Genomic DNA, 19,355 nt, shown 5'->3' with positions numbered 1-19,355 from the left:
CCGGGCCGCGAGCGCCATCAACTTGTCATGCAGGCCCGCTAAGGTCCGGCGCTGTCCATCCCTGCCATCCACCTTGTCCGAAGAGCCGTCCATGTTCAGACCCCTTGCCTGCGCTGCCATCCTCTCCGTGTGCCTTGCCGCCTGTGGGGGCAGCGACGGCGGTGCCCGCGACATCAGCGTGCGCCTGATCGGCGAGCAGACCGTGCCGAACACGCTGCAGGTGGGCGGCACACTGGTGGGCGGGCTCTCGGGCATCGACTACGACGCTGCGCGCGACACCTGGGTGCTGGTCAGCGACGACCGCTCGGACAAGAACCCCGCGCGCTTCTATACCGCGCGCCTGCAGTTCGACCCATCCACATTCGCGCCCGTGCAGTTCCTGGGCACCATGCCGTTGCGCCAGGCGGACGGCAGCGTGTACCCCGCGCGCACGGCCTCCACGGCGACGAGCCCCGTGCCCGATCCGGAGGCGATCCGCATCGATCCGCGCGATGGCAGCCTGTGGTGGACCAGCGAGGGCGATCGCAGCCTGGGCCTGGACCCGTTCGTGATGCATGCCGATGCCAGCGGCCGGGCCCTGGGCGCGCTGCCCTGGCCTGCGGCTTACCGCATGTCGCCCACGCAGGCGACCGGCGCGCGCAACAACCTCACGCTGGAGGGACTCAGCTTCTCGGCCGACGGCGCATCGCTGTGGGCCGCCATGGAGGCGCCTCTCTATCAGGATGGGCCGGTGCCCACGCCCACGGCGGGCGCGTATTCACGCCTGCTGCAGTACAGCCGCAGCGGTGCGCTGCTGCGCCAGATGGCCTATCCGGTCGATCCCATCCAGGCGGTGCCGGGCACCGGCAAGAACGCGGACAACGGCGTGTCGGAAATGCTGGCGGTGGACGACCACCGCTTCCTGGTGCTGGAGCGCTCGGGCGTGCAGGGCAGCGACGACCTGTACCGCATGTACATCCGCCTGTACGAGATCGACACCCGGGATGCGACCGACGTGAGCGGCATCGCCTCGCTGGCCTCGGGCGGCTTTACCGCAGTGCGCAAGCGCCTGGTGCTCAACCTGAACACGCTGGGCCTGCGCACGCTGGACAACATCGAGGGCATGGCCTGGGGGCCGCGTCTGGCCAACGGCCACCGCAGCCTGGTGATGGTGTCCGACAACAACTTCAACGACACGCAGATCAGCCAGTTCCTCGCCTTCGAGGTGCTGTCCGAATAGCCTACTGCGCCAGGCCCGCCCCGTCAGGCGAAGACACCTGCCGTGTCCTGCATGCGCGCCGATACCTCGCCCAGGTGGTGCAGCGTGTCGCCGTAGGTCATCTCCAGCTGCGTGAGCGTCTTGAAGTAGTGGCTGCCGATGTATTCGTCGGTCACGCCGATGCCACCGTGCAGTTGCACCGACTGCTGGCCCACGAAGCGCATCGACTGGCCCAGCTGCACCTTGGCGCGGGCGATGGCGCGGCGGCGCTCGTCCGCCGGTGCGTTGAGCTTGAGGCTGGCGTAGTAGCTCATCGAGCGCGCCAGCTCCAGCTGCATCTTCATGTCGGCCACGCGGTGGCGCAGGGCCTGGAAGCTGGCGATCACCACGCCGAACTGCTTGCGCTGGTTCATGTAGTCCACGGTGAGCGACACGGCCTGGTCCATCACGCCAACGGCCTCGGCGCACACGCCGGCGATGCCGGTGTCCACCGCCAGGGCCAGAGCGTCCAGCCCGTCGGTGGTGACGAGGGTGGCGGGTGCGTCGGCCAGCTGCACCTCGGCCGCGCGGCTGCCGTCCTGCGTGACGTAGCCGCGCGTGGTGACGCCCGGGGCGCTGCGTTCGACCAGGAAGAGGGCGATCGCGCCCTCCCACTGAGCGGGCACCAAGAAGGCATCGGCCTGATCTCCGGCCGGGACGATGCTCTTGATACCGGTCAGCGCATGGCCTGATGGCGCCGCTGTCGCCGTGGCTTCGCACACGTCGAGGCGGTAGCGGGCTTTGCGCTCCTGCTGCGCCAGCACGACCAGGGCCTCGCCGCTGGCGATGCGCGGCAGCCAGTCGGCCTGCACGGCTTCGGGCGCGTACTGGCCCAGCACGCTGCTGGCGATGAAGGCCTGGGCGAGCGGCTCCAGCACGATGCCCCGGCCCAGTTCCTCCAGGGCCACCATGGCGTCCACCGGGCCCTGGCCCAGGCCGCCGTGCGCCTCGGGCACGGTCAGGGCCGTGAGGCCCAGCTCGGCCAGTTCGTTGTAGGCCGCGCGGTCGAAGCCGCCGGCGGCCACGATGCCGCGGCGGCGCTCGAAGGTGTAGCCCTTGTCCACCCAGCGGCGCACCGCGTCGCGCAGCGATTGCTGGTCGTCCGAGAAATCAAAGTCCATTTTTTTCACTCCTGGCGAAGTTCTCGCCCTGGCGGGAGGGGTGGGGTTCAGCCCAGAACGGTCTGGGCGACGATGTTGCGCTGCACCTCGTTGGAGCCGCCGTAGATGGTGGTCTTTCGCAGGTTGAAGTAGTTCGCGGCCAGCGGGGCGTTGGCCACCTCGCCGCCCGGGAAGCCGCCCAGCGCGCCGGCGCCCGCATCGCCCTGCCAGCCGGCCTCCATCGCCTCTTCGATGAAGGGCAGGCTGAAGGGGCCGGCGGCCAGCATCATCAGTTCGGCGTAGCGCTGCTGGATCTCGCTGCCGCGGATCTTGAGCAGGCCCGCGATGTCCAGCGAGTTCTTGCCCGACTTTTCGGCCGACAGCACCCGCAGCACCAGCATTTCCAGTGCGACGATGTCCACCTCCAGCAGGGCGATCTGGTCGCGAAAGCGCAGGTCGTCGTACAGCCCCTCGGCACGGGCGATGCGCTTGAGGCGCTCCAGCTCGCGCTTGCTGCGGTTCACATCGGCGATGTTGGTGCGCTCGTGGCTCAGCAGGTGCTTGGCGTAGGTCCAGCCCTTGTTCTCTTCGCCGATCAGGTTCTCGGCGGGCACCTTCACGTTGTCGAAGAAGACCTCGTTGACCTCGCACTCGCCGTCCAGCAGCTTGATGGGCCGCACGGTGACGCCGGGCGACTTCATGTCGAGCAGCAGGAACGAGATGCCGGTCTGCGGCTTGCCTTCCGTGCTGGTGCGCACGAGGTTGAACATCCAGTCGCCGTACTGGCCCAGAGTGGTCCAGGTCTTCTGGCCGTTGACCACGTAATGGTCGCCCACGCGCTCGGCGCGCGTCTTGACCGAGGCCAGGTCCGAGCCCGCGCCGGGCTCGCTGTAGCCCTGGCTCCACCACACCTCGCCGCTGGCGATGCCGGGCAGGAAGCGCTTTTGCTGTTCGGCATTGCCGAAGGCCATGATGACGGGCGCCACCATCACCGGGCCGAAGGGGATGATGCGCGGCGCGCCGGCCAGGGCACATTCCTCTTCGAACAGGTGCTTTTGCACGGCAGTCCAGCCCGGGCCGCCGAACTCCTTGGGCCAGCCGAAGCCCAGCCAGCCCTTCTTGCCCAGGATCTTGGCCCAGCCCTGCATGTCGCCCCGTGTCAGGCGCAGGGCGTTGTGCACCTTGTGGGAAATCTCCGGGGGGAGATGCTCTTTGACCCAGGCGCGAATCGTTTCGCGAAAGGCCTGTTCTTCGGGGGTGAATGCGAGATCCATGCGGTGTGTCTCCTGGGGCTGCCGGTTCGAGCCGATCCGCCGGTTGTAGCACGGTCGTGCTTTTTACTCCTGTCCGGGCGGCGACACGGGCGCAGCGCCTTGCGGCTGCGCTGCCTCCAGCCCCAGTTCCTGGCACAGGCGCTGCACCGTGGCGCGCAACTGGGCCACTTCGGCCTCCAGCGCGGCCACGCGCGGGGCCAGTCCCTGGGCGGCGAGGGCCTCGGCGGCCGAGGCACCGGCGGCGTACTGGCTCGCATCGACCGGGCCGCACAGCAGGTGGGCCCAGCGCTGCTCGCGGGCGCCGGGCGCGCGCGGCAGCTGCACCACCAGCGGGCCGCCTTTTTCTTCGCTGCGCGACTGCAGCTCGTCCAGGAAGGCCTCCACCGAGGAGATGTCGGCGAACCGGTGCCAGCGTTCGGAGTTGATGCGCAGCTCGCCCGCGGTTTGCGGTCCGCGCAGCATCAGCAGGGCCAGCAGCACCGCCGACTGGTCGGGCACGCCGATGCCGCGCGGGAAGTTGTGCTCGAACTTCGTCGCCCGGTTGCCGCCGATCTCGACCGCCAGCGTGCGCAGGCGCAGCGAATCGAGCGCCTCCTGGGCTTGGGACTCGGTCAGCTGCATCACCGGGTCGCGGCTGCTCTTTTGGTTGCAGCCGGTCAGCACGCCGTTGAGCGTGAGGGGGTAGCTGTCGGGCACGGTGCGGGCCTTTTCCATCAGCGTGGCGAGCACGCGGGCCTCGGTGGGCGACAGGGGGCGGGTGCGGGGATCGAAGGGCATGGCGGGGGATAATTTCCGGCAATGAAGAACATCGTGATTTTGATCTCCGGCAGCGGCTCCAACATGGCAGCCATCGTGAATGCTTCGCGCCAGCAGGATTGGGCCGGCCGCCACGGCGCCCGGGTGGTGGCCGTGCTGAGCAACAAGGCCGACGCCGCGGGCCTGGCCTGGGCCCGGGCCGAAGGGATCGCCACGGATTCGCTGGACCACCGGGCGTTCGATTCGCGCGAGGCCTTCGATGCGGCGCTGGCCGAGCGCATCGATGCCCATGCGCCGGCGCTGGTGGTGCTGGCGGGGTTCATGCGCATCCTGACGCCTGCGTTCGTGGCGCGCTACGCCGGGCGGCTGGTCAACATCCATCCCTCGCTGCTGCCCGCCTTTCCGGGGCTGCACACGCACCAGCGCGCCATCGATGCGGGCTGCGAGGTGGCCGGCGCCACCGTGCACGAGGTGACGGCCGAACTCGATTGCGGCCCCATCCTCGCCCAGGGCGTGGTGCCGGTACTGCCCGGCGACACCGCGCCGGTGCTGGCCGCGCGCGTGCTGGCGCAGGAACACGCCATCTACCCCCGCGCCGTGCTCAAACTGCTGCACCGGCTGGGCTGATCCGGACCGCCGGGCGGCAGCCCCCGCTCAGGACCAGCCGTCGAACACGCAGACCCGGTTGCGTCCCGAATCCTTGGCCACGTAGAGCGCCCGGTCGGCACGCGCCAGCAGCGCGTGGGGATCGCTCACCTCCTCGAACCCCGCCGTGGCCACCCCGAAGCTGGCGGTGACCGGCCGGTGCGGCCAGTTGCTGGCATTCAATGCCGCATGCAGCTTCTCGGCCACGAGGCGGGCGCCGGTGGCGTGCGTCTGGGGCAGCACCACGCAGAACTCCTCGCCGCCGAAGCGGGCCACGAAATCGCCCGCCCGCACGTGGCTGCGGACCACCTCGGCCGCATGCTGCAGGATGGCGTCCCCGGCCGGATGGCCCAGGTCGTCGTTGACGCTTTTGAAGTGGTCCAGGTCCACCATCACCAGGCTCAGCGGCTGTCCGGCCCGCTTGCCTTCGTCCCAGCTGGTGCGCAGCTGGCGGTCCAGGCAGCGCCGGTTCCACAGCCCGGTGAGCCCGTCGGTCATGCTCTCCAGTTCGAGGCCGGCCATGGCCTGGCGCAGCTCCAGCTGGGTCACCACCTGGCGGGCCAGCGATTCGAGGGCGCGGCGCTCGGCGTCCGTCAGGGTGCGGGGCTCGCGGTCGATCACGCAGACGGTGCCGATGGGCATGCCGTCCGAGGTCACCAGCGGCGCGCCGGCATAAAAGCGGATGCCCGGCTCGCCGGTGACCAGCGGGTTGCCGGCAAAACGCGGGTCCAGGTGCGCATCGGGCACCTCGAAGACGTAGTCGGGCTGCAGGATGGCATGGGCGCAGAAGGCCAGCTCGCGCGGTGTCTCGGGCGTGTCGATGCCGGTGCGCGACTTGAACCACTGGCGCTCCGCATCGATGAGTGAAATCAGCGCGATCGGCGTCTGGCACACCGCCGACGCCAGCATGGTCAGGTCGTCGAAGGCCTGCTCGGGGTTGGTGTCGAGCACCCGCAGCTTGTCCAGGGCCTCCAGGCGCTGCGCCTCGTTGAAGGGCAGGGGGGCGCCCTGGGACGGATCGGGGGCCGGGGGCGTGGCGTCGGCGGGAGCGTCGGGTTTCTGGTTGGGGGACATCAATGGCTTCACTGAAGGAACGACAGTGAGTGTGTACGCAGCATCCGGCCATTCCGTTGTATCCATTTGATACGGCCAGGGTCTTTTCCTGGGTCACCGAACGGCGGCAGCGTGGGCGTGTCGATGCTTTTGCTATAAAAAATATAGCGATATGCCTTAGAAGATATTGTGCTGGAGCCGCTTTTGGCCCGAAGGCCAGCGGCGCAGGGCGCCGGTCCATGCAGCTCGTCCACTGACGGGCTGTGCAGCACTGCGTGGACCGGCAAAACCAGGGGCCGGGCGCCCGGTGCCTGCGGGCGCGGCCGGCGGCCCTCTCAGGCCAGGGCGCTCAAGGTGCTGGCGTTGCTGCTGGTGGTCCACGCGCTGGCGGCCGCCGCATATTGCCGGCGTGCCTGTTCGGCCAGCTGGGCCAGGTCCAGCCGCTGGCCGCTGCGGGAGGCGGTGCCGTCGTCCTGGCCGGTACCGCTGCTGCTGCTGCTGGCCGTGTTGGTGGCATTGGCCGTCGCCCACTGCGTCAACTGGTCGATGAACGATGACGACTCGCTGGCGCTGAGCTGCTTGTCGCCGTCGGTGTCGATGGCATTGAACAGCGCGGTGACCGCATCCGTCGTGCTGCCGGACGTGTCGTCGGTGCTGGCTGCCGCCAGTTCCGAGGCCGACACGACACCGTCTTCGTTCGTATCCAGCACGTCGTAGGTGGTGCTGCCGGACGATGCGCTCGCGCTGCCGGCGCCCCCCGCTCCACCTGGCCCGCCCGGGCCACCCGGTCCGCCGGGCGGCGGGGGCGGCATGCCGCCCGCCTGCGGTCCGCCCGCGCCGCCCTGGCCCGAGGGCCGGCCGGCATCGAACTCCGCCTGCGACAGGCTGCCGTCGCCGTCCGCATCCAGCTGGCCGAACAGTTCGTCGCTGCTGGTGCCGGTGGCGCTGGCCGTGCCGCCGGAGACTTTCTCCAGCAGGAACTGCAGTTCGTCCTGGCTCACCTTGCCGTCACCGTCGCTGTCCACCTTGCCGAACAGGTCGTCGCCGGCCTGGCCGGTGGCGCCGCTGCCGGCGTCGCTGCGCGACTGGGCGAAGTCCATGGTGGAGCGCTGCGGCAGCACGCTCTCCAGCGTCTTGGACAGCTCGTCGCTGCTCGTCGCTGTCGTACTTCTGGATCAGGTCCGAAGCGCTGGTGCTGCTGTCCACACCGCTTTTCTTCGCCACCTTGTCCAGCAGCCCCTGCAGCTCGGTGCCGTCCACGCCGCCGCTGCCATCGGCATCCAATTTTCCGAACAGGCGCTCCGGCGAAGGCCCGGGGCGCGAAGCCCGCTGGACGCTCGCACTGGACCACGCGCTGCCGACACTACTGATGGTCGTCATCATCGTTCCTTTCGTTCCAAGGGTTGGCGGCTGCCGCGCCGTCGTGCGTCCCGGGAGCGGGGCGCGCGCACTGGCAGCAGCCTGCAGCCCATTCTTGGAAGCGCCGGTAACGGCGGTTTGTCCCGTTTGTATCGGGCTTGGTACGAAAGGGTTCGCCAAAGCGCGAACAGCGGGGAAAAAGCCGGCCAGTTCCCGCGCAACGCCGCGCGGGCGCTGCGTACACTGGGGCGGCAACCCGCTTTTCCGCCCGCTCCCATGCAACACATCCTGGTGGTCGATGACGACGACGACATCACCGCGCTGCTGACGCAGTACCTCGCCCGCTTCGGCTATGCCACCCATGCGGCGCGCGATGCGCAGACCCTGCGCGAGCGCATGGCCGCGCAGGCCATGGACCTCGTCGTGCTGGACATCATGCTGCCCGGCACCGACGGCATCACCCTGGCGCGCGAGCTGCGCGAGCGCTCGGCCGTGCCCATCATCATGCTCACTGCGCGCGCCAATCCGTACGACTGCGTGCTCGGGCTGGAAATGGGCGCCGACGACTACATGAGCAAGCCCTTCGAGCCGCGCGAGCTGGTCGCGCGCATCCAGAACGTGCTGCGGCGCGCGGCGGGCCGTCCCGCCGCCGCGCCCGCGGTGCCGGACGACGTGGTGCGCTTCGACGGCTGGGCGCTGCACAGCGTGGAGCGCCATCTCGTCTCGCCCTCCGGCGTCACCGTGCCGCTCACCAACGCCGAATACCGCCTGCTGTGCACCTTCCTGCGCATGCCGCGGCGCGTGTGCAGCCGCGACCAGCTCATGGAGCATGCGCGTGGCCGCACCATGGATTCGTTCGAGCGCAGCATCGACCTGCTGGTCTCGCGCCTGCGCCACAAGCTGTCGGACGACCCGCGCGCACCCGCCTTCATCCGCACGGTGCGCGGCGTGGGCTACCTGTTCCACACCCAGACCGTGCAGGGGCTGGCGGGCAGGGCGCAGTGACGCAGGCCGCGACCACGGCGCCGACGGCGCCCGCGCGCACAGGGTGGCGGCGATGGCTGCCGGACACCCTGTTCGGCCGGCTGGCGCTGCTGCTGTTCGTGGCCGTCACGGCCAGCCACGTGCTGGCCCTCACGCTGATGTTCGAGCTGCGCCCGGCCGGCATGGGCCCGCCACCACCACCGGAGGCCGCCATGGACGGCGATGCCGCGCGGCGCCCGCCACCCGCCCGGCCGCCCGAATCCAGCGGCCCCTCGCGCGAACGCCGCCCCGGCTTCCTGCACGCGGGCCTCGCGCTGGACATCGGGGTGCGGCTGCTGGCCCTCATGCTTGCGGCCTGGTGGGGCGCGCGCTGGCTGTCCCAGCCCATCCACCGGCTGGCCCGCGCCGCGCGCGACCTGGGCGGCGATCTGCACGGCCCGCCGCTGCCCGAAGACGGCCCCGCCGAATGCCGCGAGGCCAGCCGCGTCTTCAACCAGATGCAGGCGCGCATCCGCCAGCAACTGGCCGAGCGCGACGGCTTCGTGGCCGCCGTTTCGCACGACCTGCGCACGCCGCTCACCCGGCTGCGGCTGCGCGCCGAAACCCTGCACGACGACGGCGAGCGCGAACGCTTTTGCCGCGACATCGGCGAGATGGACGCCATGATCACCGCCACGCTCGACCACCTGCGCGGCGTGGCCCATGCCGAGCCGGTGGCGCCGCTGGACATCGGGGCGCTGCTGCAGAGCCTGGTGGACGACGCGCAGGACTGCGGCCACGCCGTCACGCTGCAGGGCAGCGCGCGGCCGATGCCGGCGCGGGTGGGCGCGCTGCGCCGCTGCATCGGCAACTTGGTCGGCAACGCCGTGCGCTACGGCGGCGGCGCCGAGATCACGCTGAGCGGCGATGGCGCCGCGGTGCGCATCGCCGTGCGCGACCACGGGCCCGGCCTGCCCGAGCAGGAGCTGGACCGGGTGATGCAGCCCTTCTACCGCGTGGAGGGCTCGCGCAACCGGCACAGCGGCGGCGTGGGCCTGGGGCTGTCGATCGCGCACGACATCGCGCAGCGCCACGGCGGCAGCCTGCAGCTGTGCAATGCGCCGGGCGGCGGGCTGGTCGCCACCGTCACCCTGCCGCGCGGGGGCGAGGCCGGCCAGGCAATGCGTTCGCTATAAAAACAATAGCTACGGAGGCAATCAACCTCCTGGCGCTGGCACGTCGGCGCATCGAATCGCCCTGGCAGATGCCCGGCAGGGGATGGCCCGCGTCGCCCGCGCTCCGGTCAGGCCCGTTGGAAGAAATGGCGCAGCCGCTGCGCGATTCCTCCGGAGGGGGCATGCGCCGGCGCGGTGGTGGCCGCCGCCGGCAAACTGGCCTGCGCCTTGGCCTGGGCCTGGGCCTGGGCCTTTGCCGTCGCATGGTCCTCGTCATCGAACAGATCCTGCAGGGTGACCCTCGTCGCTTGGGCCTCCAACTCGGGCTCCTCGGCAATGGTGAACAGGGTCCGGCCTTGCAGTCGGGCCATCGCGGCTTGCACCTCGGGGCCGTCGCCGCCCTGGATCTCCTCGGCGTGTGCCGAATCCGGTACGGACTGCGCTGCGGGCGGCGGCTCCTGCTGGATCTCCGGGTGCGTCCCGGAAGGGGCTTGCGCCGCCGGTGGCTCCGCTGCGGGGCGGGGGATTGGGGCGGTAAAAGCCGATCCGGCGCTCACGTTCATGTAGCGGATGGCGGAGGCCACGTCGGACGCCCGCTGGCTGGCAGTGCCGTCCAGGGGCTGGCGCGGCCGGGGCGCTGTCTGCGGCCTGGAATGGCGCCCCACCAGGCCGGACAGCAGGCCGCCACCGCCGTGGCTGCTGCTGCTGCTGCTGGCTTTGGGCGCCGTACCCGATGCTTTCCCGGGCGAGGTCGACGGGGCCGCGTTCGGGGTGGGACGGGAGTGCGGCAGCAGTTTGGAAAATTTCACGGGCCAGGCCTTTGCTTCGACTGGCACAGGCCAGAGGATGAAACAGGATGGTGTTCCTGGCGCAGTGGAATTTGCTTTGCCGCACGAATATGCCGTGGTCCATCCGAAGCTGGCGTATCGCAACGGATTAGAATTAATTTGCTATAAAAATAATAGCTATCAAGGCAATCGGATCTAGGGCATTTGGCCCTTTTATGGCTTGGCCGCGGGCGCGGCTTCCGGCGATGCCTGCACCCGCTGAAAGCGCGGCTGCTCCCGTCCGTCGATCACCACGGTTTCCTCGAACATCGCGGCGTGCCGCACCCACAGCCCGCGCTCGCCGTAGAGCGCGCGGTACAGCGTCATGGGCTCCAGTGTCTCGCTGTGGCGCGCGGTGTCGATCACCTCGTACAGAAGGCCCTTGTAGTGGCGATAGAGGCCGGGCGGGGTGGGGCGCAGGTCGGGAAGGTCGTCGGTCATGGATACGATGGCGGATTGGCAAACGGGGGATGGCGGGACATGGACCAGGCAGATTTCGTGCACATGGTGCGCATGAGCGAGCACGCGAGCGCTGAAGACTCCAGCGCTTACCGGCGCAGTGTCGCCGCTTTCGCGGCCCTGGGGTACGCCTGGGTGGTGGGTTGCCTGCTGCTGTCGGCGGGGCTGCTGGCCTGGGTGCTGCCGCAACTCGTGCATGGCCGCTTTCGCGTGGCCTACGTGTGGGTGGTGCTCGGGGCGGGCGGCCTGCTGTGGACCTGCCTGCGCGCGCTCTGGGTGCGCATCGATGCGCCCGATGGCCTGCCCATCATGGCGGCCGATGCGCCCGGCCTGTTCGAGGCGCTGGAGCGCATCCGCACCAAGGTCAAGGGCCCGGCGCTGCATGGCGTGTACCTGGACGGCGACTTCAACGCCAGCATCCGGCAGACGCCGCGCTGGGGCCTGTTCGGCGGCGCGGTCAACCACCTCACCATCGGCCTGCCGCTCGTCATGGCGCTGGACAAGCCGCGCCTGATGGCCGTGCTGGCGCACGAATACGGCCACCTGCGCGGCGGCCACGGCCAATTCACCGCCTGGATCTACCGCACGCGGCTGGGCTGGCTGCGCCTGCACGAGGGCCTGCGCGACGGCAGCGGGCCGGTGGCGGCGGCCACGCAGGCCTTCCTGCGTTGGTACTTCCCGCGCTTCGCCGCGCGGACGTTCGCCCTGGCGCGCCAGGACGAATACGAGGCGGACCGCATCGCCGGCCGGTTGCTGGGCCCCGACGTGGCGGCCGCTGCGCTGGCCGAGATCGAGATCAAGGCGGCCTGGCTGGCGGACGAGTTCTGGCCCGGGCACTGGCGCACGGCAGCCGCCCACCCGCTGCCTGCGGGCCCCTACGGCGCCCTGCGCCGCCTACTGGCGATGCCGGTCGAGGCCGGCTTCGCCCAGGAGGCGCTGCGCCAGGCCGTGCGGCGCATCAGCGGCGTGGACGACACCCACCCGGTGCTGCGCGACCGGGTCGAGGCGCTCACCGGTGCGCGGCCCGTCCTGCCCGAGGGATCGCGCCGCGGCGCCCTGTCGTTGCTGGGCCGCGATCCGCAGCGCTGGATCGACCATTTCGACCGCCTGTGGTGCCAGGAAAACGCCACGGGCTGGAAGGAACACCACGCCTGGCTGACCCGGGTGCGCGAACGGGCCGAGGCGCTGAAAGCCAGCGCGGCCCGCAACAACGCCGACGAAACCGTGGAATGGGCCACGCTGCTGCGCCACCTGGACCCCGCCGCCGATGTGCGCCCCCTGTACGAGGCGGCCCTGCAGCGCAGCAGCGAGCACGCCGGCGCGCTGCAGGGGCTGGCCCGCTGCCTGCCGGCCCCCGACCGGGAGGCCCGCCTGGCCGTTCTAGCGCGGCTGTGGGATGCGGCGCCGGCCCGGCGCTGGTGGGCGGCCAATGCCGCCGTCGCCGAACTGGAGACGACGCGCCCGGGCCTGGAATACGACGCCGAGGGCCTCAAGCACTGGCGCGAGCGGCAGCGCCTGGCGAGCGAAGCCGAGGAGCGGGCGTGGGAGGAGCTGTCCACTCCGCCGTACTTCAGCCGGGTGGCGCGGCACGATCTCTCGCCGTTCGAACTGAGCGAGGTGCAGTCCGAACTGGCCCGCTGCCGCCCGGTGGCGAAATGCTGGATCGTGTGCAAGGCCCTGCGGGAGTTTCTGCAGCGGCGGGCCTACCTCGTCTTCGTGCTCCTGCCGGCCATGGACGATGAGGACCGCTACCGGCTGTGCCGCTGGCTGGAGCGAAACCTCAGCCTGCCCGGGCCGGCGCTCGTGCTGTGGGCGGGGGAGTCGCCCACGCTGCAGGAGATCGAGCGCTCGGCCTTCGCGCCGGTGCTGTCGAGATAGCACCGGCGAGGGCCCCGGCAGGCCGGGGCGGCGCCAGTGGGACAATCGGGCGATGCACCCCAAAGCCCTTCTGGACGCCTGCGCTGAACTCGTCAGGCTGACCTTGACCCTCGAACACCCCGCCGACGCGGTGGTGTCCCGTTTTTTCCGTGACAACCGCTCCCTGGGCCCGCGTGAGCGCGCCACCCTCGCCGAGACCGCCTACACGGTGCTGCGCAAGAAGCTGCTGTTCGAGCAGCTCGCCCGTTCGGGCAGCGGCCCCAAGGAGCGGCGCCTGGCCATCCTCGGCTTCGCGCACAGCCAGGACGAGCAGGCCCGCCGCGCAGGCGCAGGCAATGCCTCCGGTGCGCGCGACTTCCTGCGCGGCGCCCTGAACGATCAGGAAAAGAACTGGCTCGACCAATGCGATGCCGTGCCGGCCGACGACCTCATGGACCGCCACCGCCACAACCTGCCCGAGTGGCTGGTGGCGCCGCTCAAGAGCCAGCTGGGCGATGGCTTCTGGCCCCTGGTGGACAGCCTCTCGCAGAGCGCGCCGCTCGATCTGCGCGTGAACGCGCTGCAGGAAAAGCGGGCCGATGTGCAAAAGGAACTGGCCAAGGCCGGCATTGCGGCCCGGCCCACCCCGTACTCCCCCTGGGGCCTGCGCGTGGACGGCAAGCCCGCGCTCACCAAGCTCGATGCCTTCACGCGCGGCGCCGTCGAGGTGCAGGACGAAGGCTCGCAGTTGCTCGCGCTGCTGCTCGATGCCAAGCGCGGCGAGATGGTGGTCGACTTTTGCGCGGGCGCCGGCGGCAAGACGCTGGCCATCGGCGCGGCCATGCGCAATACCGGGCGCCTCTATGCCTTCGACGTGTCGGCCCACCGGCTCGACGCGCTCAAGCCCCGGTTGGCCCGCAGCGGCCTGTCGAACGTGCACCCCGCCGCCATCGCGCACGAGCGCGACGACCGCATCAAGCGCCTGGCCGGCAAGATCGACCGCGTGCTGGTGGACGCACCGTGCTCCGGCCTGGGCACGCTGCGCCGCAACCCCGACCTGAAGTGGCGCCAGAGCCCCCAGGCGGTGCAGGAACTGGTGGCCAAGCAGACGGCCATCCTCGCCAGCGCAGCGCGCCTGCTCAAGCCGGGTGGCCGGCTGGTGTACGCCACCTGCAGCGTGCTGCCCGAGGAGAACGAGGCCATCGCCGAGGCTTTCGGTGCCGCGCACCCCGACTTCGTGCCGGCCGATGCGGGCGAACTGCTCACCCAGCTCAAGGTCGAGCAGGCCGGCGCGCTGTGCAGCGGAACGGAGTCGGGCACTGGTTATCTGCGCCTTTGGCCCCATCTGCACCAGACCGACGGTTTTTTTGCCGCCGTGTGGACGCGCAAGCCCTGAAAGCCGTGCCGCGCACCCCCGCAAGACACCGGCGGTGTTGCGGGTATGCGCGGCTTCGTGCCTGCATCGTCCCCTAAAATCATTCAGTTGCCCCCGAAAGGGGCGGCATTCACTTTGTTCGCTAGCGAAGGCTCCCTATGCTTTTACCCGACTGGGCTGTTCTGAACGCCGCCATCGACTGGCTGGGCTCCGGCCTGTGGAACCTGTCGTGGTGGCAGGTGGTGCTGTACACGCTGTTCACCACGCACATCACCATCGCGGCGGTGACCATCTTTCTGCACCGCGCACAGGCGCACCGCTCGGTGGAGCTGGGCGCGGTGCCCTCGCACTTCTTCCGCTTCTGGCTGTGGCTGGGCACCGGCATGGTGACCCGCGAGTGGGTGGCGATCCACCGCAAGCACCACGCCAAGTGCGAGACCGAGGAAGACCCCCACAGCCCGCAGACCCGGGGCCTGGACACCGTGATGTGGCGCGGCGCCGAGCTGTATCGTGCCGAGGCGAACAATGCCGAGACGGTGCGCAAGTTCGGCCACGGCACGCCCGACGACTGGGTGGAGCGCAACGTGTACAGCCGGTTCGCCTGGCAGGGCGTGGGCCTCATGCTCATCATCAACCTGGTGCTGTTCGGCGGCCTGGGTGCCACGGTGTGGGCCGTGCAGATGCTGTGGATTCCCTTCTGGGCGGCCGGCGTGGTCAACGGCATCGGCCACTTCTGGGGCTACCGCAACTTCGAGGCGCAGGACGCCAGCACCAACCTCGTGCCCTGGGGCGTGGTGATCGGCGGCGAAGAGCTGCACAACAATCACCACACCTATCCGACCGCGGCCAAGTTCTCAGTCAAGCCCTATGAATTCGACATCGGCTGGATGTACATCTCCCTGATGCGCGCCGTCGGCTGGGCCACCGTCAAGAAGGTGCCGCCCAAGCTGCGCCTTGGCGCCGTGAAGCCGGTGGCCGACGAGCACACGCTGGAGGCGCTCATCGCCAACCGCTACGAAGTGATGGCCGGCTACGCCCGTGGCGTGCGCCAGGCCTGCCGCGAGGAGCTGGCGGCGCTCAAGGCCCGCAAGGGCGACGTCTCCGTGCTGCGCGCTGCCCGCCGCTGGGCCCACCGCGATGCCGAGAAGGTGCCCGCCCGCGCCAAGCCTCACCTGGCCCAGGCCCGTGCCGCCCATCCGGTGCTCGACAAGATGATGACCATGCGCGAAGAACTGCGCCAGCTGTGGCTGAACACCTCACAGTCGCGCGAGCAGCTCACGGCCGACCTGCAGGCCTGGTGCCACCGCGCCGAGGAAAGCGGCGTGGCGGCCCTGCGCGAGTTTTCGCTGCGGCTGCGCGCGGCGCAGGTCTGACCCTCACGGACTGCCGGGTCGGCAACGCTTCGGCGTCCCGGGGCCGACCCGTGTCGGTTGCGCTCAATGCGCTGCGCCGACCTCGCCGGACGCCCGCGCTCCGCTGGCCGCGGCAGCGTGCCACCGGGTCTTCATCCATGCCCAGGCCTGCGCCAGGGCGCCGGGCTGCGGCACCGCTTCGATCAGGACAGCGCGCACCGGCCGGCGGCCCGGGTTGCCCAGGCGCACCCAGGTGGTGGGCGCACCGCCGTCCTGGGTGAGTGCCTGCCCGGCCACCAGCGTCTGCTGGCCCACATGCAGCACCTGCCCGCAGACCAGCGGGCCGAAGCCCAGGGCGATGTCGCCCTCCAGCGCCCGGAGCGTGCTGGCCGGGGGCAGGCAGGCCAGCACATACCGCCCCGGCGCGATGTCCAGAACAAGGCGCAGGGCAGGGGTGGCGGCGGTGGTGGCAGTGGCGGTCGGGCGGGGGGCTTGCGTCATGGCGGACTCCTTCGGATGAGGGCTCCAGCGTAAGAAAAGCCGGCCTTTTGGGGCAGGTACAAGCGCCACCGGCGGCAGGTAGAACAGCCGCGATCGGCAGGGGGCTGTTATGGTTCGCCATGTTCCATCCTGTATCTGTTCCGGTGCACCGTGCCGGGGCATGATGGAATTCCCGCTTGCCGCGCGCGGGGCCTGGCGCGCGGGTTCTTCCGATGCCTGTCATGTCCCGCCCTGCCGATTCCCGAGAGACCACCCCCCTGTACCGCCAGCTGGCGGCCCTGTACGAGCAGGCGATCGCCGCCGGCAGTTTGCAGCCGGGCATGCGCATGCCGTCGGTGCGCGAACTGTGCCAGCGCCACCAGGTGAGCCTGACGACCGCGCTGCAGGTGCTGCGGCACCTCGAATCCCAGGGCAGCGTGGAGGCCCGCGAGCGCGTGGGCTACTTCGTGCGCGAGCCCGGCGGCATGGCGCTGCCCGGCGCGCGCGAGCCCGAATTGCTGGAGCCGCTGCCGGACGACCCGAGCGTGTTCGCCGGCATCAACGAGCGCATCTCCATGTTCCTGGAAAAGGCGCGCCGCGCCGGCCCGGTGCCGCTGGACCTGGGCAGCGCCATGCCGGCGCCCAGCCTGTTCGATGCCCGCGCGCTGAACCGGCTGGCGCAAAGCCTGCTGCGCGAGCAGCCCGACATCCTCGTCTACGGGCCCTCGGCGCCCACCACCCACGTGGAGTTCCAGCAGGCGATGGCCCGCCATGCGCTCACGTTCGGGGTGTGCCTGGCGCCTTCCGACATCAGCGCCACCCATGGCAACTCGGAGGCGGTCACCCTGGCGCTGGATGCCATCGCCGACCCGGGCGACGTGATCGCGGTGGAGTCGCCGACGTTCTTCGGCATCCTGCAGGCCATCCAGGTGCGCGGCCTGAAGGCGCTGGAGATTCCCTGCAGCCCGCACACCGGTATTTCGCTGGAGGCGCTGGAACTGGCGGCGCGCAACGAGCCGCGCTTGAAGGGCGTGGTGGTGGTGCCCCACCTGCAGATGCCGCAGGGCAGCGTGATGCCCGATGCGCACAAGGAGCGCCTGGTGGCGCTGTGCGTGGAATACGGGCTGGCGCTCGTCGAGGACGACATCTACCGCGAATTCGTCGAGTCGCCCCGCGCGCTGCGGCCCGCCAAGGCCTGGGACAAGGTGGGCGATGCCGGGCAGGTGATCTATTGCGCCTCGCTCAGCAAGAGCTTTGCCCCCGGCCTGCGCCAGGGCTGGATGAGCGCCGGGCGCTGGCAGGCCCGGGTGCAGATGCTCAAGTTCGCCCGCACGCGCAACATGCAGACCTGGTCCCAGTTGCTGGCCGCGCGCAGCGTGGACTCACCAGCGTACGAGCGCCACATGCGCCGCATGCGCACCCAGTTGCGTGTGCAGCGGGAGCATTCGGCGCGCGCGGTGGCGCGGTACTTTCCGGTGGGCACGCGGCTGAGCCTGCCGCCGGGCGGGATCAGCCTGTGGCTGGAGCTGCCCCCCGACATTTCCACCACGCGCCTGTACGACCAGGCCCTGCAGTGCGGCATCCGCATCGCGCCGGGCCCGATGTTCTCCAACACCGGGCGCTACGAGAACTTCCTGCGCCTGAGCTGCGGCATGCCGTTCACGCCCGAGGTGGAGGAGGCCTACCGCACGCTGGGCACGCTCATGGCCCAGCAGCGCGCCGAGCCGGCACTGCGCCGCGCGGCCTGACGCGCCCGCTGCCGGGGCAGGCGCCGATAAGCAACACACCGGCCAGCGAACATGCACGGCGCGGCGGGCATAAAAAAACCGCCCGGGGTGCCGGGCGGTTTCTGAAGGGGCCTGAGGCTGAATTACTTCAGCTTCATTTCCTTGTATTCGACGTGCTTGCGAGCTTTTGGATCAAATTTCATGATCAGCATCTTCTCGGGCATCGTCTTCTTGTTCTTGGTGGTGGTGTAGAAGTGGCCGGTACCCGCAGTGGATTCCAGCTTGATCTTGTCGCGTCCGCCTTTGCTTGCCATGGTGCTTCTCCTTAAGCTTGGCCACGTGCACGCAGGTCTGCGAGCACGGAGTCAATACCGTTCTTGTCGATCAAACGCAGGCCGGCGTTGGAGATGCGCAGGCGCACCCAGCGGTTTTCGCTCTCGACCCAGAAACGGCGGTATTGCAGGTTCGGCAGGAACCGGCGCTTGGTTTTGTTGTTGGCGTGGGAAACATTGTTCCCGACCATCGGGCCCTTGCCCGTGACTTCACATACGCGTGCCATGAGGACACTCCAATGTTTTCAACGGCCTTCGAGCGGGTGCCTTGCGGATCCGCCAGCGAAGAACGCTTTGGATCGCAAGGCCTGCCGTCGGCCTCACCTCGCCAGTTCAGGGTGGCGGTAACCCGATTGCCGTGTCCAGGATAGCGCAAAGCCCGCCCAATTTCAGCAAAGCCGCGGATTATAGCCCGCTTTGTTCAGATGACGCCATCCTGCTCGAGAAAGCGCTGCGCATCCAGCGCGGCCATGCAGCCCGTGCCCGCGCTGGTGATGGCCTGGCGGTACACATGGTCCTGCACATCGCCTGCGGCGAAGATGCCCGGCACGCTGGTCTGCGTGGCGAAGCCCTTGAGGCCGCCCTGCGTGACGATGTAGCCGTTCTCCATGGTCAACTGGCCTTCGAAGATGGCGGTATTGGGCGAGTGGCCGATGGCGATGAAGCAGCCCTGCAGCGCGATGTCCTCGGTGCGGCCGTCCACCGTGCTCTTGACGCGGATGCCCGTCACGCCGCCGTCGTTGCCCAGCACCTCGTCCAGCGTGTGGAACAACTTCAATTCGATCTTGCCGGCCGCCACCTTCTCGTTGAGCTTGTCCACCAGGATGGGCTCGGCCTTGAACCGGTCGCGGCGGTGCACCAGCGTGACCTTGCGGGCGATGTTGGACAGGTACAGCGCCTCTTCCACGGCGGTGTTGCCGCCGCCGACCACGCACACGTCCTGCTCGCGATAGAAGAAGCCGTCGCAGGTGGCGCAGCCCGACACGCCGCGGCCCATGAAGGCCTCCTCGGACGGCAGGCCCAGGTACTTGGCCGAGGCGCCGGTCGCCAGGATGAGCGCGTCGCAGGTGTAGGTGCCGCTGTCGCCCTTGAGCGTGAACGGTCGCTGGCTGAAGTCCACCTGGTTGATGTGATCGAACACGATCTGCGTCTTGAAGCGCTCGGCATGCTCCAGGAAGCGCTGCATCAGGTCGGGGCCCTGCACGCCGTGCACGTCCGCCGGCCAGTTGTCCACTTCCGTCGTGGTCATCAGCTGGCCGCCCTGGGCGATGCCCGTGATGAGCACGGGGCTCAGGTTGGCGCGCGCTGCGTACACGGCGGCGGTGTAGCCGGCGGGGCCGGAGCCGAGGATCAGGACTTTGGCGTGTTGCGTGTTGGACATGGA

At 69.8% G+C, this 19,355-nt stretch carries 19 protein-coding genes; 8 read left to right on the top strand and 11 right to left on the bottom strand.

The window, feature by feature from the left end:
- The first annotated feature begins 91 nt into the window (after window positions 1–91).
- Window positions 92–1,219: an esterase-like activity of phytase family protein gene (locus tag AVAK2825_RS06145; protein WP_284395212.1), complete on the top strand. Its 1,128-nt coding sequence runs from the start codon at window positions 92–94 to the stop codon at window positions 1,217–1,219.
- 23 nt (window positions 1,220–1,242) lie between these two features.
- Here the strand turns inward: AVAK2825_RS06145 and AVAK2825_RS06140 are convergent, their stop codons facing one another.
- The 3 genes from AVAK2825_RS06140 to AVAK2825_RS06130 form a co-directional block, all read right to left on the bottom strand.
- Window positions 1,243–2,358 carry an acyl-CoA dehydrogenase family protein gene (locus AVAK2825_RS06140; protein ID WP_284395211.1) on the bottom strand — a complete coding sequence of 372 codons (1,116 nt, stop codon included), beginning with the start codon at window positions 2,356–2,358 and terminating at the stop codon, window positions 1,243–1,245.
- Window positions 2,359–2,405: 47 nt separating this feature from the next.
- Complete coding sequence (locus AVAK2825_RS06135) at window positions 2,406–3,611, bottom strand: acyl-CoA dehydrogenase family protein (RefSeq protein ID WP_272548712.1); 1,206 nt, start codon at window positions 3,609–3,611, stop codon at window positions 2,406–2,408.
- Window positions 3,612–3,674: 63 nt separating this feature from the next.
- Window positions 3,675–4,388, bottom strand: a complete 714-nt coding sequence (locus AVAK2825_RS06130) for a YceH family protein (RefSeq protein WP_284395208.1) — start codon at window positions 4,386–4,388, stop codon at window positions 3,675–3,677.
- 21 nt (window positions 4,389–4,409) lie between these two features.
- Here AVAK2825_RS06130 and purN point away from each other — a divergent pair, with 21 nt between their 5' ends.
- Window positions 4,410–4,994 carry a phosphoribosylglycinamide formyltransferase gene (gene purN, locus AVAK2825_RS06125; RefSeq protein ID WP_272564637.1) on the top strand — a complete coding sequence of 195 codons (585 nt, stop codon included), beginning with the start codon at window positions 4,410–4,412 and terminating at the stop codon, window positions 4,992–4,994.
- A 27-nt stretch (window positions 4,995–5,021) separates the two neighbouring features.
- Here purN and AVAK2825_RS06120 read toward each other — a convergent pair whose 3' ends face one another.
- Together AVAK2825_RS06120 and AVAK2825_RS06115 are read right to left on the bottom strand one after the other, a co-directional pair.
- A complete protein-coding gene (locus AVAK2825_RS06120) occupies window positions 5,022–6,086 on the bottom strand; it encodes a sensor domain-containing diguanylate cyclase (RefSeq protein ID WP_284395204.1) in 1,065 nt (354 codons plus the stop codon).
- 314 nt (window positions 6,087–6,400) lie between these two features.
- On the bottom strand, window positions 6,401–7,186 hold the full coding sequence (locus AVAK2825_RS06115; RefSeq protein WP_284395203.1) for an EF-hand domain-containing protein: 786 nt from the start codon (window positions 7,184–7,186) through the stop codon (window positions 6,401–6,403).
- Between the two features lie 514 nt (window positions 7,187–7,700).
- On the opposite strand from AVAK2825_RS06115, the gene AVAK2825_RS06110 reads away from it, so the two are divergent.
- The gene (locus tag AVAK2825_RS06110) at window positions 7,701–8,429 is read left to right on the top strand and encodes a response regulator (RefSeq protein WP_284395201.1); all 729 of its coding nucleotides are present in this window, start codon (window positions 7,701–7,703) and stop codon (window positions 8,427–8,429) included.
- Window positions 8,426–9,583, top strand: coding sequence for an ATP-binding protein (locus AVAK2825_RS06105; protein WP_284395199.1), 1,158 nt, complete (start codon window positions 8,426–8,428; stop codon window positions 9,581–9,583). The genes AVAK2825_RS06110 and AVAK2825_RS06105 overlap by 4 nt, the downstream gene beginning before the upstream one ends.
- Window positions 9,584–9,690: 107 nt before the next feature.
- Here AVAK2825_RS06105 and AVAK2825_RS06100 read toward each other — a convergent pair whose 3' ends face one another.
- Complete coding sequence (locus AVAK2825_RS06100) at window positions 9,691–10,371, bottom strand: hypothetical protein (RefSeq protein WP_284395198.1); 681 nt, start codon at window positions 10,369–10,371, stop codon at window positions 9,691–9,693.
- 192 nt (window positions 10,372–10,563) lie between these two features.
- Entirely contained in the window at window positions 10,564–10,830 is a 267-nt protein-coding gene (locus tag AVAK2825_RS06095; protein ID WP_284395196.1) for a DUF1653 domain-containing protein, read from the bottom strand.
- Window positions 10,831–10,869: 39 nt separating this feature from the next.
- Between AVAK2825_RS06095 and AVAK2825_RS06090 the strand changes: the two genes are divergently transcribed.
- From AVAK2825_RS06090 to AVAK2825_RS06080, 3 genes are all read left to right on the top strand, one after another.
- Window positions 10,870–12,726 carry a M48 family metallopeptidase gene (locus tag AVAK2825_RS06090; RefSeq protein WP_284395194.1) on the top strand — a complete coding sequence of 619 codons (1,857 nt, stop codon included), beginning with the start codon at window positions 10,870–10,872 and terminating at the stop codon, window positions 12,724–12,726.
- 52 nt (window positions 12,727–12,778) lie between these two features.
- The gene (locus AVAK2825_RS06085) at window positions 12,779–14,101 is read left to right on the top strand and encodes an RsmB/NOP family class I SAM-dependent RNA methyltransferase (RefSeq protein ID WP_284395192.1); all 1,323 of its coding nucleotides are present in this window, start codon (window positions 12,779–12,781) and stop codon (window positions 14,099–14,101) included.
- 137 nt (window positions 14,102–14,238) lie between these two features.
- Complete coding sequence (locus AVAK2825_RS06080) at window positions 14,239–15,453, top strand: DesA family fatty acid desaturase (protein ID WP_284395190.1); 1,215 nt, start codon at window positions 14,239–14,241, stop codon at window positions 15,451–15,453.
- 63 nt (window positions 15,454–15,516) lie between these two features.
- Here AVAK2825_RS06080 and AVAK2825_RS06075 read toward each other — a convergent pair whose 3' ends face one another.
- Complete coding sequence (locus AVAK2825_RS06075) at window positions 15,517–15,933, bottom strand: hypothetical protein (RefSeq protein ID WP_284395188.1); 417 nt, start codon at window positions 15,931–15,933, stop codon at window positions 15,517–15,519.
- Between the two features lie 221 nt (window positions 15,934–16,154).
- Between AVAK2825_RS06075 and AVAK2825_RS06070 the strand changes: the two genes are divergently transcribed.
- Window positions 16,155–17,660, top strand: a complete 1,506-nt coding sequence (locus AVAK2825_RS06070; RefSeq protein WP_502870490.1) for an aminotransferase-like domain-containing protein — start codon at window positions 16,155–16,157, stop codon at window positions 17,658–17,660.
- 122 nt (window positions 17,661–17,782) lie between these two features.
- On the opposite strand, the gene rpmG is transcribed toward AVAK2825_RS06070, so the two are convergent.
- The 3 genes from rpmG to trxB form a co-directional block, all read right to left on the bottom strand.
- The gene (rpmG, locus tag AVAK2825_RS06065) at window positions 17,783–17,953 is read right to left on the bottom strand and encodes a 50S ribosomal protein L33 (RefSeq protein WP_008904999.1); all 171 of its coding nucleotides are present in this window, start codon (window positions 17,951–17,953) and stop codon (window positions 17,783–17,785) included.
- An 11-nt stretch (window positions 17,954–17,964) separates the two neighbouring features.
- Complete coding sequence (gene rpmB, locus AVAK2825_RS06060; RefSeq protein WP_087496789.1) at window positions 17,965–18,198, bottom strand: 50S ribosomal protein L28; 234 nt, start codon at window positions 18,196–18,198, stop codon at window positions 17,965–17,967.
- Window positions 18,199–18,392: 194 nt separating this feature from the next.
- The gene (trxB, locus tag AVAK2825_RS06055) at window positions 18,393–19,352 is read right to left on the bottom strand and encodes a thioredoxin-disulfide reductase (protein WP_272564625.1); all 960 of its coding nucleotides are present in this window, start codon (window positions 19,350–19,352) and stop codon (window positions 18,393–18,395) included.
- Window positions 19,353–19,355: the final 3 nt, after the last annotated feature.

The organism is Acidovorax sp. SUPP2825 (genome assembly GCF_030158995.1).
Lineage (GTDB): Bacteria > Pseudomonadota > Gammaproteobacteria > Burkholderiales > Burkholderiaceae_C > Paracidovorax.
This window is presented reverse-complemented; position numbering and strand designations above follow the sequence as displayed.